Origin of the sequence: Enterobacter cloacae complex sp. CDL013, assembly GCF_049238805.1 — a bacterium.
Taxonomy (GTDB): Bacteria; Pseudomonadota; Gammaproteobacteria; order Enterobacterales; family Enterobacteriaceae; genus Enterobacter; species Enterobacter hormaechei_C.
Genome location: NZ_JBMKGT010000007.1, coordinates 69,106 through 82,034 on the forward strand (window position 1 = coordinate 69,106; position 12,929 = coordinate 82,034).

9 protein-coding genes are annotated in these 12,929 nt (G+C 58.0%); 4 read left to right on the forward strand and 5 right to left on the reverse strand.

Annotated elements, in window-relative coordinates:
- Positions 1–24 precede the first annotated feature (24 nt).
- A complete protein-coding gene (locus ACOTXD_RS15535) occupies positions 25–564 on the forward strand; it encodes a DUF2058 domain-containing protein (RefSeq protein WP_003857300.1) in 540 nt (179 codons plus the stop codon).
- Positions 565–571: 7 nt separating this feature from the next.
- Here ACOTXD_RS15535 and ACOTXD_RS15540 read toward each other — a convergent pair whose 3' ends face one another.
- Together ACOTXD_RS15540 and azoR are read right to left on the reverse strand one after the other, a co-directional pair.
- The gene (locus ACOTXD_RS15540) at positions 572–1,258 is read right to left on the reverse strand and encodes an RluA family pseudouridine synthase (RefSeq protein WP_023324611.1); all 687 of its coding nucleotides are present in this window, start codon (positions 1,256–1,258) and stop codon (positions 572–574) included.
- Positions 1,259–1,348: 90 nt separating this feature from the next.
- Positions 1,349–1,954, reverse strand: coding sequence for an FMN-dependent NADH-azoreductase (azoR, locus tag ACOTXD_RS15545; protein ID WP_023324612.1), 606 nt, complete (start codon positions 1,952–1,954; stop codon positions 1,349–1,351).
- 203 nt (positions 1,955–2,157) lie between these two features.
- Between azoR and hrpA the strand changes: the two genes are divergently transcribed.
- Positions 2,158–6,060 (forward strand): ATP-dependent RNA helicase HrpA, encoded by a 3,903-nt coding sequence (gene hrpA / locus ACOTXD_RS15550; RefSeq protein WP_061856130.1) that lies wholly within the window; start codon positions 2,158–2,160, stop codon positions 6,058–6,060.
- Between the two features lie 84 nt (positions 6,061–6,144).
- On the opposite strand, the gene ACOTXD_RS15555 is transcribed toward hrpA, so the two are convergent.
- From ACOTXD_RS15555 to ACOTXD_RS15565, 3 genes are read right to left on the reverse strand one after another with little or no spacing between them, the layout of a single operon-like run.
- Positions 6,145–7,524, reverse strand: a complete 1,380-nt coding sequence (locus ACOTXD_RS15555) for an efflux transporter outer membrane subunit (protein ID WP_061856129.1) — start codon at positions 7,522–7,524, stop codon at positions 6,145–6,147.
- Positions 7,521–8,603 (reverse strand): HlyD family secretion protein, encoded by a 1,083-nt coding sequence (locus ACOTXD_RS15560; protein ID WP_003857294.1) that lies wholly within the window; start codon positions 8,601–8,603, stop codon positions 7,521–7,523. The genes ACOTXD_RS15555 and ACOTXD_RS15560 overlap by 4 nt, the downstream gene beginning before the upstream one ends.
- A gap of 22 nt (positions 8,604–8,625) precedes the next feature.
- Entirely contained in the window at positions 8,626–10,278 is a 1,653-nt protein-coding gene (locus tag ACOTXD_RS15565) for an MFS transporter (protein WP_003857293.1), read from the reverse strand.
- A gap of 214 nt (positions 10,279–10,492) precedes the next feature.
- Between ACOTXD_RS15565 and ACOTXD_RS15570 the strand changes: the two genes are divergently transcribed.
- Both ACOTXD_RS15570 and aldA read left to right on the forward strand, forming a co-directional pair.
- The gene (locus ACOTXD_RS15570) at positions 10,493–11,287 is read left to right on the forward strand and encodes a YdcF family protein (RefSeq protein ID WP_072202091.1); all 795 of its coding nucleotides are present in this window, start codon (positions 10,493–10,495) and stop codon (positions 11,285–11,287) included.
- A gap of 199 nt (positions 11,288–11,486) precedes the next feature.
- Positions 11,487–12,926, forward strand: coding sequence for an aldehyde dehydrogenase (aldA, locus tag ACOTXD_RS15575; protein ID WP_032658358.1), 1,440 nt, complete (start codon positions 11,487–11,489; stop codon positions 12,924–12,926).
- Positions 12,927–12,929: the final 3 nt, after the last annotated feature.

Here is a 12,929-nt window from a genome sequence, read left to right on the forward strand (position 1 = left end):
CATTTCCAACCGGTTTAAACGAACATGACAAAACTCACCCTACAAGAGCAGATGCTGAAAGCGGGCTTAGTCAGCAGTAAAAAGATGGCCAAGGTCCAGCGCACGGCGAAAAAATCCCGCGTCCAGGCTCGCGAGGCGAGAGAGGCTGTTGAAGAGAACAAGAAAGCCCAGCTGGAGCGTGATAAGCAGCTGAGCGAACAGCAAAAACAGGCGGTGCTGGCAAAAGAGTTCAGGGCGCAGGTGAAGCAGCTGATTGAGATGAACCGCATCACCGTGGCGAAGGGCAACATTACCTTTAACTTTACCGACGGCAACCTGATCAAAAAAATCGAGGTCGATAAGCAGACGCAAACCCAGCTGATCAACGGCCGTCTGGCGATTGCCCGACTGGTGATTAATGCGAAGGGCGACTGTGATTACGCGATTATCCCGGCGGTGGTGGCGGATAAAATTGCCCAACGCGATGCGGACAGCATTGTGCTTAACAGCGCGCTGAGTCAGGAAGAGCAGGACGAAGACGATCCGTACGCAGACTTTAAAATCCCTGACGATTTAATGTGGTAATCCCCGCTCAGAATGGCGCGGCGTGACGGGCGTTTATCGTCTCGCCGCTCAGCGGATGAATAAAATTCAGAACGCTGGCATGCAGCATCAGCCGGGGCGTTTCTTCCGCGCCCGGCCATTCCAGACCACCATACAGATCGCACCCCAGAATAGGGTGGCCTAACTGCTGGCAGTGAATGCGCAGCTGGTGGGTGCGCCCGGTCTCCGGGGTAAGCTCTACCCGCGTCAATGGCATTGTCGTATCCTGATAAATACGTTCCATCACCCGATAGCGAGAGCGAGCGGGCTTACCGGTGCGGGCACAGATCGTCATCAGCGGAAACAGTGCCGGATCTTTGGCAATCGGGGCATCCACGGTCCCTTCGTCCTGTTCCACATGTCCGCACAACAGGGCGGTGTAAACCTTGCTCACGGCGCGCTGGCTGAACTGGTGACAAAGCGCGGCGTTAATCGCCTTGTTACGCGCAATGACCATCAGGCCCGAGGTGCCAAAATCAAGGCGATGCACCAGCGTGCAGCCAGGAAAGGTTTGCACCAGACGATGGTGAACGGAATCACGGTTTTGCGGATTTTTCCCCGACAGGCTGAGCAGACCGGAAGGTTTGTTGATCAGCAGCAGATGCTCGTCCTGCCAGAGGATCTCAATGTCGTCGTGACAGGGTGGTGCAATAAACGTATCGATAATGACAGACATCAGGCCGCCGGGCTGGAGAGTGGGTGCGGATGATAACGAAATATGCAGGAAAAGAAAAACCCTCCCACCGGGCGGTGAGAGGGGGAGATCTTAGGCAGCGACCAGGCTGTCGATAGCGGCTTTCGCGTCGGACTGCGCTTTGGTAGCCACTTCCGGGCCGTAAGCGATACCTTCAGCGAACACAAAGTTCACGTCGGTAATGCCGATGAAGCCGAGGAACAGCGTCATGTACGGCGCCACCAGGTCGGTTGGGGTATCTTTGTGAATACCGCCGCGGCTGGTCAGGACGATAGCGCGTTTACCTTTTACCAGACCTTCCGGGCCGTTCTCGGTGTAACGGAAGGTTACGCCAGCGCGCGCCACCAGGTCGAAGTAGTTCTTCAGCTGGGTAGGAATGTTGAAGTTGTACATTGGGGCGTTGATCACGATAACGTCGTGCGCCTGCAATTCAGCAATCAGCTCGTCGGAAAGCGCCAGGGCTTCCTGCTGACGCGGGGTAAGAGGCGCATCGCTCGGACGCAGCGCGCCAACCAGCTCGCCGTCCAGCACAGGAATTGGGTTTGCCGCCAGGTCACGCACGGTGATTTCATCCGCGCTGTGCTGTTCACGCCACTGTTCAACGAAATAGTCAGACAGCTGACCAGACTGTGAATACCCTGCCAGAATACTGGATTTCAACACTAATACTTTGCTCATGGGAAATTCCTGTTTTGTATTTGATTGAGGGGGTTGCCCCGTTGCTTGTTGACACTTTATTCACAATCCTGCCACAGGGATAGCGCAATATATCGAAGCCTATGTTCGAATTTTTTGAATAAGGCGCGCAAAGCGCTGATGTGGTACTCTATAGCAATCATTAAAAAGAGATTTTATCCGGCAGTGCACTGCCCGTTAACGCTATGACAGAACACCAAAAATTGACCTTCTCCATGCTGATGCAAATGCTTGATTCACTGATGCTGCGCGATAAACAGCGGTTTGCGCGCCGTCTGCACGGCGTTAAGAAGGTTAAAAATCCTGATGCACAACAGGCCATTTACCAGGAAATGGCCAAAGAGATTGAACAGGCGGCAGGGAAAGTTGTGCTGCGTGAAGCCGCACGTCCGGAGATTACCTATCCGGAAAACCTGCCCGTCAGCCAGAAGAAACAGGACATTCTTGAGGCCGTACGCGACCACCAGGTGGTGATCGTCGCGGGGGAAACCGGTTCAGGTAAAACCACTCAGCTGCCGAAAATCTGCATGGAGCTGGGCCGCGGGTTGAAAGGGCTGATCGGTCACACCCAGCCGCGTCGTCTGGCGGCGCGCACCGTGGCGAACCGTATTGCGGAAGAGCTGCAAACGGAGCCGGGCGGCTGCATCGGCTACAAGGTGCGATTCAGCGACCACGTCAGCGATAACACCATGGTTAAGCTGATGACAGACGGTATCCTGCTGGCGGAAATCCAGCAGGATCGTCTGCTGATGCAGTACGACACCATCATCATCGATGAAGCGCACGAGCGCAGCCTGAACATCGACTTCCTGCTCGGCTACCTGAAAGAGCTGCTGCCCCGGCGTCCGGATCTGAAAATCATCATCACCTCTGCGACCATTGACCCGGAGCGTTTCTCAAAACATTTCAACAATGCGCCGATCATTGAAGTCTCAGGCCGAACCTACCCGGTTGAAGTGCGCTATCGCCCGATTGTGGAAGAGGCGGACGATACCGAGCGCGACCAGCTTCAGGCCATCTTCGATGCCGTCGACGAGCTGGGCAACGAGAGTTCTGGCGACATTCTGATCTTCATGAGCGGCGAGCGCGAGATCCGCGATACCGCCGATGCGCTCAGCAAACGCGATCTGCGCCATACCGAGATCCTGCCGCTGTACGCGCGCCTGTCCAACAGTGAGCAGAACCGCGTGTTCCAGCCGCACAGCGGACGCCGCATCGTGCTGGCGACCAACGTGGCCGAAACCTCGCTCACCGTGCCGGGCATTAAATACGTGATCGACCCGGGTACGGCGCGCATCAGCCGCTACAGCTACCGAACCAAAGTTCAGCGCCTGCCGATTGAGCCGGTTTCCCAGGCGTCGGCTAATCAGCGTAAGGGCCGCTGCGGCCGCGTGTCGGAAGGGATCTGTATTCGTCTTTATTCGGAAGACGATTTCCTGTCGCGCCCGGAGTTTACCGATCCGGAAATTCTGCGGACCAACCTGGCATCCGTTATCCTGCAAATGACCGCGCTGGGGCTGGGCGATATCGCCGCCTTCCCGTTTGTGGAAGCGCCGGATAAACGCAATATTCAGGACGGGGTGCGCCTGCTGGAAGAGCTGGGGGCCATCACCACCGACGAGCAGGCGACGGCCTACAAGCTAACGCCATTGGGCCGCCAGCTTAGCCAGTTGCCGGTCGACCCGCGTCTGGCGCGCATGGTGCTGGAGGCGCAAAAACACGGCTGCGTGCGCGAGGCGATGATCATCACCTCGGCGCTCTCCATTCAGGATCCGCGCGAGCGCCCAATGGACAAACAGCAGGCGTCGGATGAAAAACACCGTCGCTTCCACGATAAAGAGTCTGATTTCCTGGCCTTTGTGAATCTGTGGAACTACCTGGGCGAGCAGCAAAAAACGCTCTCTTCAAATCAGTTCCGCCGTCAGTGCCGGGCGGATTTCCTCAACTACCTGCGCGTGCGCGAGTGGCAGGATATCTACACCCAACTGCGCCAGGTGGTAAAAGAGCTGGGCATTCCGGTCAACAGTGAACCGGCGGAGTACCGCGAAATTCATATCGCCTTGCTGACCGGCCTGCTGTCCCATATCGGGATGAAGGATGCGGATAAACAGGAATTTACCGGCGCACGCAACGCGCGTTTCTCCATCTTCCCGGGCTCCGGGTTGTTTAAAAAGCCGCCGAAGTGGACCATGGTCGCCGAGCTGGTGGAAACCAGCCGTCTGTGGGGGCGTATCGCCGCGCGTATCGATCCGGAGTGGGTTGAGCCGGTGGCGCAGCACCTGCTGAAACGCTCATACAGCGAGCCGCACTGGGAGCGCGGGCAGGGCGCGGTGATGGCGACGGAAAAAGTCACCGTCTACGGCCTGCCGGTGGTGGCCGCGCGTAAGGTTAACTACAGCCAGATCGATCCGGCGCTGAGTCGCGAGCTGTTTATCCGCCATGCGCTGGTGGAGGGCGACTGGCAGACGCGTCATGCGTTCTTCCGCGAAAACCTGAAGCTGCGCGCCGAGGTGGAAGAGCTTGAGCACAAGTCCCGCCGCCGCGACATTCTGGTGGACGACGAGACGCTGTTTGAGTTTTACGACCAGCGCATCAGCCACGATGTGATCTCGGCGCGCCATTTCGACAGCTGGTGGAAGAAAGCCAGCAAAGAGACCCCGGACCTGCTCAACTTTGAAAAGAGCATGCTGATCAAAGAGGGCGCGGAGTCGGTCAGCAAGCTCGACTACCCGAACTTCTGGCATCAGGGCAACCTCAAGCTGCGTCTGACCTATCAGTTTGAGCCAGGGGCCGACGCGGACGGCGTGACCGTTCATATTCCGCTGCCGCTGTTAAACCAGGTCGACGAGAGCGGGTTTGAGTGGCAAATTCCCGGCCTGCGCCGCGAGCTTGTCATTGCATTAATCAAATCCCTGCCTAAACCGGTGCGGCGTAACTTTGTGCCGGCGCCGAACTACGCCGAAGCGTTTTTGGGCCGCGTCACGCCGCTGGAGCTGCCGCTGCTGGACGCGCTGGAGCGTGAGTTCCGACGCATGACCGGGACCACCATCGACCGCGACGACTGGAACTGGGATCAGGTGCCCGATCACCTGAAAATCACCTTCCGCGTGGTGGACGATAAAAACAAAAAGCTGCTGGAAGGCCGCTCGCTTTCGGAACTGAAGGACGCCCTGAAGGGCAAAGTGCAGGAAACCCTGTCTGCCGTGGCGGACGACGGTATCGAGCAGAGCGGGCTGCACATCTGGAGCTTTGGTCAGCTTCCGGAAAGCTATGAGCAGAAGCGCGGGAACTATAAGGTCAAAGCCTGGCCCGCGCTGGTTGATGAGCGCGACAGCGTGGCGATTAAGCTCTTTGACAATCCGCAGGAACAACAGCAGATGATGTGGCGCGGGCTGCGTCGACTGCTTCTGCTTAACATCCCGTCGCCGATTAAGTATCTGCACGAGAAGCTGCCGAACAAAGCCAAGCTGGGGCTCTACTTTAACCCGTACGGTAAGGTGCTGGATCTGATCGACGACTGCATCTCCTGCGGTGTGGATAAGCTGATCCACGAGGCGGGCGGTCCGGTCTGGACGGAAGAGGGCTTTGCTCAGCTTCATGAAAAGGTGCGCGCGGAGCTGAACGACACCGTGGTGGAGATTGCCAAACAGGTCGAGCAGATCCTTACCGCCGTGTTCAATATCAACAAGCGCCTGAAGGGTCGGGTGGATATGACCATGGCCCTGGGGCTGTCGGACGTGAAGGCGCAGATGGCGGGGCTGGTGTATCGCGGCTTTGTCACCGGCAACGGCTTTAAGCGTCTGGGCGATACGCTGCGTTATTTGCAGGCGATTGAGAAGCGTCTGGAGAAAATGGCGGTCGATCCGCATCGCGATCGCGCGCAGATGCTGAAAGTCGAAAACGTGCAGCAGGCGTGGCAGCAGTGGCTCAACAAACTGCCGCCAGCGCGTCGCGATGACGACGACGTGCGGGAGATCCGCTGGATGATCGAGGAGCTGCGCGTCAGCTTCTTTGCCCAGCAGCTCGGTACGCCGTATCCGATTTCGGATAAGCGTATCTTGCAGGCGATGGAGCAGATCTCCGGCTAAAACCGTTGCCCGGTGGCGCTGCGCTTACCGGGCCTACGGGAGAGCATGTGGGCCGGGTAAGGCGCAGCGCCACCCGGCATGTTTTCACGCACTGCTCCAACCGCCGCCCAGCGCTTTATACAAATCAATTTGCGCCAGCAACAGGTTGTTTTTCACCTGTACCACGCTGGTCTGCACCGAGAACAGCGTGCGCTGCGCATCGAGCACATCCAGATAAGAAGAGTACCCGTTGCGGTAGCGGTTTTGCGCAATCCGCAGCGTCTCCTGCGCGACCGCCTGCTGTGCCAGCAGCTCGGTAAGCTGTTCCTGATAGCGGGTGATGGCATCAAGGCTGTCATTCACCTCAGCAAACGCGTTACGCACGGTTTTTTCGTAGCTATACAGAGCCTGATTCCGCTGGGACTGGAAGATATCCACCTGCGCATTCAGCGCCTGACGGTTCAGCAGCGGCGCAAGAATACTGCCGCCCACGCTCCAGAGCTGTAGGGGGTTATCCAGCAATCCCGACAGCGTGCGATCCTGCACCGATCCCGTGGCCGTGAGGTTGATCGACGGCAGCAGGCTGGCGCGCGATGCCGCCAGCGTCGCGTCTGCCGCAATCAGCTGACGTTCCGCCTGAACGATATCCGGGCGCCGGTTGAGTAGTGTCGACGGCAGCTGGGAGGGCAGTTTCAGCGGCGTCAGGGCATCAAAGCTTTCACCGCGCGCAACGTCACCCGGGTTGCTGCCCAGCAGCAGGCTAAGCGCATTTTCCTGCTGTGCAATCTGGTGCTGAAGCAGTGGAACCTGGGCGCGGGTGGCGCGCAGCTCAGAATCCGATTGCATCAGCTCAAGGCGAGAGCTGTATCCCGTCTCAAATTGTCGTTTGGCGAGATTGAACGCCTCTTCACGCGACTTCAGCGTGGATTGGGTAACGCGAAGCTGTTCATCCAGCGACAGCAGGGTGACATACCCGGAGGCCACCGATGATGCGACGGTAAGATCAGCCGCCGCTGCCGCCGCCTTTTGTGCCTCCAGCGATGCTTCAGCGGCACGGGAGGTGCTACGGTTTACGCCCCAGATATCCACGTCGTAGCTGGCGGTCAGGCTGCCTTTGTACAACGTACCGTATACCGGAAGCCCCGTGGCGGCGGACTGCGAGCGCGCGCGCGTCCCGGTCACGCCCGCGTCAAGCGACGGGAACAGACTGCCGTCGGCGGCGAACACCCGGGCCTGGTACTCGTTAATCCGCTCGCGTGCAATCAGCACGTCGCTGTTGTTCTTCAGCGCCTGATCCACATAGCGGTTCAGATTGCTGTCGTGAAAATTTCGCCACCAGAGCTGCTCTGTCGGGCTGGCTGGCCCCGACGTCGCGCGCCACTGGGCCGGTATGTGCAGGGACGATTTGGCGGGCTCAACGTCAACCGACTGGCATCCCGCCAGGATAGCCATCATCAGCAGGCCGGCTATCGGGCGAAGCGTCATTGTTTCGCCTCCCGCGTGTCGATGGTCACCTGCACCGACATGCCAGGGCGCAGCAGCCGGTACGCCTCCGGCTCACCGAGTACTTCAATGCGTACCGGGATGCGCTGGGCGATTTTAACAAAGTTGCCCGTGGCGTTATCCGGGGTGATAGCGCTGAACTCGACGCCTGTGGCCGGGGATATGCTCTCCACGCGGCCCTGATAGGCTTTATCGTTTAAGGCATCGACGGTGAATTTCACCGGCTGTCCGACGCGTAAATTCGCCAGCTGCGTCTCTTTGATATTGGCGATCACCCAGTGCTGCGGCGGGACCAGCGTGGTAAGGTGCGTCCCGGCGGCGACGTAAGCCCCCAGACGCACTGCAATCTGCCCGAGCTGACCATCACGCGGCGCGACAATCCGGGTGTTTTGCAGATCGATCTGCGCCAGCTCCAGCGCGGCTTTTGCATTCTCAACGTCGGCCTCCAGCGAGCCGCGATTGACGATAACCGTTTGTAAATCCTGACGCGACATCTCAAGCGTTGCTTTCGCCTGGTCGATATCGGCGCTCCCCTGGGCGGCACTGGCCAGTGCCGAATCGCGCTCGCGAATGGAAAGGGAGCCGTCCGCGGTCAGCTCTTTCACGCGTTTCAAATCCGCCTGGGTTTTCAGACTTTGGGCACGGGCGTTTTTCAGCGCCGCCTCGTTTTTGGCAATCACCGCTTCCGCGCTTCTGCGCTGTTGCAGGTTGTTATTAAGAGCTGCAATTTTCATTGCCAGCTGCGCCTCGGCCTGATGGACGCGCTGGCGATAGATACGGTCATCTATCTGCAACAGCAGCTCGCCTTTTTTAACCTGCGCGAAATCCTGAACATGGACCTCGGTAATGTAGCCGTTTACCTGAGGACTGATGAACGTAGTCTGGCCGCGCACGTAGGCGTTATCGGTAAACTGGGCATGACGCGTGAACGGGGGCAGCTGCCAGGCATAAAGGATCACCAGTACTCCGACAATGCCGATAGCCGCGGCGGTGAAAATGGACACGACGCGCACGTTTTTACGGGTGTTGGCCTGCTCTTTGGCGGCATCCTGCTGACTCATAACCTCTCCTGAAAAATAGTCATTACTTGTTGCCAGTGGCGTTCTTAAGGGCCATACGGGCGGTGATGCGCAGGCGCAGCAAGCGCCATAAAATCCAGACCAGCGTGGCAGTGGCAATGCTCGCCGTCAGGAGATAAGTATCGTTGTAAGCCAGAATATTTGCCTCAAGCGCCGTCACCGTCTGGAGCTGGGTAATGGCCTGGGTTCCCAGCAGGGAACTGTCGCCAATCAGGCTTTTGTACATCTGGGTGTAAAGCTGAATACGTTCGTTCACCAGCGGGTTAAGGGTGGTGAGCTGGTCAGCCAGCAGGCTGGAATGGTACTTCTCGCGCCAGGTCTGGAAGGTGCCGAGGATCGCGGAACCCAGCAGGCCCCCAAGGTTCTGACTCATGCCAAACATCACGGAAAAGCTGACCAGGTTGCGCGGGTCGGCGATCACCCCGCCAATGGCGGCCAGCATCGCAGGCGCGAGGAAGAAAGCGCTGCCGAAGCCCAGCAGGAACTGGCTGAAAATAAGCTGATCCGGCCGGGTCAGGTTGTTGGACTGGCTGTCCAGCAGCGAGGCGACGATCATCAGCACCAGCGAGGTGATTATCGGCCAGGCCAGTTTAGTGGGCTTAATCGTCAGACAGCTGGTGACGATACCGCAGACGATCCCGGCGAAAATAGCCCACGCCAGATGGGTCATCTGTTCATTCTGTAGGCCCACATATTGCAGCCAGCCGATGACGCCCGTGTTCTGCTCCGCCAGTACGATGCGGATCAGCAGCATAATCAGCCCCAGGCGTACGATGCTGCCGCTGGACAGCCAACGGGTATTAAGCAGCGGGTTGCTGCGGTTATGTTCAAACACGATCGCAGAGACAATCAGCACCAGCGAGAGGGCCAGCGCCCAGCCGATCCACGGCGCTTCAAACCACCAGTCCAGACGCCCTAACGACAGAACCGCGCACAGCAGCGCCATGCCGGGCGCAAGCAAAAAGAAGGTGATGAAATCTTTCTTCTCGAAGACTTTGCGCCGATCGCCCGGCGGCAGCTTTAGCACCATCACGCAGGCCAGGGAGATCAGGGCCAGACCCAGCTCGAAGAAGTACAGCCCGCGCCACTCATCAAGCTGTAACAGCTCGGTGGAGAACAGCCGCGCCAGCGGGATCGCCAGCGACGACCCGGTAATGCCAATGGTCAGCGCCTTCAGTCGATGCTTCGCGGGCCAGGCCTGGATCTGGTAATAAATGCCGAGCGAGCTGAGCGCGGCGGCGACCATCCCGTGCGCCGCCCGTACCATCAGCGCCGAGCTAAGATCGTTCACAAACAGGTGGAAAAAGGTGACCAGCACATACAGCACCAGGAAGCCTTCCGTAAAGGCGCGCAAACCGTACTGCTGGCGAAACTTTACCAGCAGCAGGTTGATGGAAACGTTGGTCATGACATAAACGGCAGGCAACCAGGCGATTTCAGTCGACCAGGCGCCAAAAGTGCCTTGCAGATTTTGCAGATTAGCGGTGACGACCGCGTTACCCAGCGCCCCGGTCAGACATACCAGCAGGCCGACCACGCCATAGGCGATCCGTTTTGGGGTTGGATGTTCCGGGGTGGAAGGGGAACCCAGCAGGGCGGGTTTCTCGTGTGGCTGCCACTCGCGAGGAGCATAAGGGTCGCGTTGGGGCAGGCGCATAACGTGGTTTACCTTTCAAAATGTTGAATTGTGAGCGGGCTAATGATTCTAAGGCTGACGCAAATCATAATTCAAGTGAATACGATTTTCTCAAGTTAATCAAATGTGAGTGCTTTTTGAGAACGTTCCAGCCCGTTTTTTCAGCATTCATGCCATAGCATGACGCGCAGAAAGGGGGATAATCGATGACTCTGTATGCTGTAAGGAGGTAACGATGACAATGGCACTTTTCCCCTGTCTGCCTGGCACAACCCTCGACGCCGTGAATACCGTTGGGGCGTGGCTTGCTCAGGACGACTATCAGGACAATCAGCCCGTTGATCTGGTGATTCTGGCGGGTAATGCGGTGATCCCCGCGATTGATGCTGCCTGTAAAAACGCGGCTGAACAGGGTGTTCCTCTGATCATCAGCGGCGGGATCGGTCACTCGACGACCTTCCTCTACGCCGCGATTGCGAAACACCCCCGCTATAACAGGATACCCACCACCGGGCGGGCTGAGGCAGCTATTCTGGCCGACATCGCCCGTGAATTCTGGAACATTCCGGCTGAGCATCTTCACGTTGAGGATCAGTCGACCAACTGTGGTGAAAACGCCCGCTTCAGCCGGGCGTTGATGAAACAATCCGGACTGAACGCCGCCCGGGTGCTGGTGGTGCAGGACCCGACGATGCAGCGGCGCACAATGGCTACGTTTGCCCGCGTATGCCGCGACGAGGCCGCAGCGCCCGCATGGGTGAGTCATCCCGGCCTGACGCCCATGCTGCAAAACAGCGACGACGGTCTGGTGTTTAGCGGCCCGGCCGAGGGGTTATGGCCGGTAGAACGTTACCTGTCGCTGGTGCTGGGTGAATTTCCGCGACTCAGGGACGACATCAACGGCTACGGTCCGGCGGGACGTGATTTCATTGCCCATGTCGATATCCCTGCCGACGTGGACGCCGCGTGGCAGATCCTGCGAAACGACGTCATTCTCACCGACGCGCTGGTGAGCCGTTCTCTGCTGTAAAGCTCTTGCCCGTTTGCGCCATCTTTTACGCAAACGGGCAGCCTTTGTTGCCGATTTGTGATTTTGGCAACGTGCTGCCCCGTATCTTTTATGAGATATCTCACAAAAACAGACTCATAGAGTAGGCAATTGCCCCGGTAATTATAGTTTTTAACAATAAGTTTACTTGTTAAAAACAGTGTGATTACAGGAGCAGGTTATGACAGTACCCGTACAACATCCTATGTATATTGATGGACAGTTTGTTGCCTGGCAGGGTGATGCATGGATTGACGTGATCAATCCGGCCACGGAAGAGGTCATTTCCCGTATTCCCGACGGCACCGCCGAGGACGCCCGCAAAGCCATTGACGCGGCAGAGCGCGCGCAGGCTGGCTGGGAGGCGCTGCCAGCCATTGAACGCGCCAGCTGGCTACGCAAAATTTCCGCCGGGATCCGCGAGCGCGTCAGTGAAATCAGCGCGTTGATTGTGGCCGAAGGCGGCAAGATCCAGCAGCTGGCGGAAGTGGAAGTGAACTTTACCGCTGACTATATCGACTATATGGCCGAGTGGGCGCGCCGGTATGAAGGGGAAATCATTCAGAGCGACCGTCCGGGCGAGAATATTCTGGTGTTTAAGCGTGCCCTTGGCGTCACCACCGGCATTCTGCCGTGGAACTTTCCCTTCTTCCTGATTGCCCGTAAGCTTGCACCCGCGCTGATCACCGGCAACACCATCGTTATCAAACCGAGCGAATTTACCCCAAACAACGCCATTGCGTTTGCCAAAATCGTCGATGAGATTGGCCTGCCGAAAGGCGTCTTTAACCTGGTGCTGGGCCGGGGTGAAACCGTCGGACAGGAGCTGGCCGGGAATCCGAAAGTGGCGATGGTCAGCATGACCGGCAGCGTCGGGGCAGGTGAAAAGATCATGGCTGCGGCTGCGAAAAACATCACCAAAGTGGGGCTGGAGCTGGGCGGTAAAGCCCCGGCCATCGTGATGGACGATGCCGATCTTGAGCTGGCCGTGAAGGCCATTGTGGATTCACGCGTCATCAATACCGGGCAGGTGTGTAACTGCGCGGAACGTGTCTATGTCCAGAAGGGGATCTACGACCGCTTTGTGAATCGTCTGGGCGAGGCAATGAAAGCCGTCCAGTTTGGCAATCCGGCTGAGCGAACGGATATTGCCATGGGGCCGCTGATCAACGCCGCCGCGCTGGAGCGCGTGGAGCAGAAGGTGGCGCGCGCGGTGCAGGAGGGGGCCAAAGTGGTCCTTGGCGGTAAAGCGGCAGAAGGTAAAGGGTATTTTTATCCCCCAACGCTGCTGCTGGACGTGCGTCAGGATATGGCCATCATGCACGAAGAGACCTTTGGCCCGGTGCTGCCGGTGGTGGCTTTCGACACCCTGGAAGAGGCCCTGAACATGGCCAACGACAGCGACTACGGTTTAACCTCGTCTGTTTATACGCAGGACCTGAACGTCGCCATGAAAGCCATTAAGGGGCTTAAGTTCGGCGAGACCTACATTAACCGTGAAAACTTTGAAGCGATGCAGGGCTTCCATGCGGGCTGGCGGAAATCCGGAATCGGCGGGGCAGATGGTAAACACGGTCTGAATGAGTATTTGCAGACGCAGGTGGTCTATTTACAGTCGTAATCA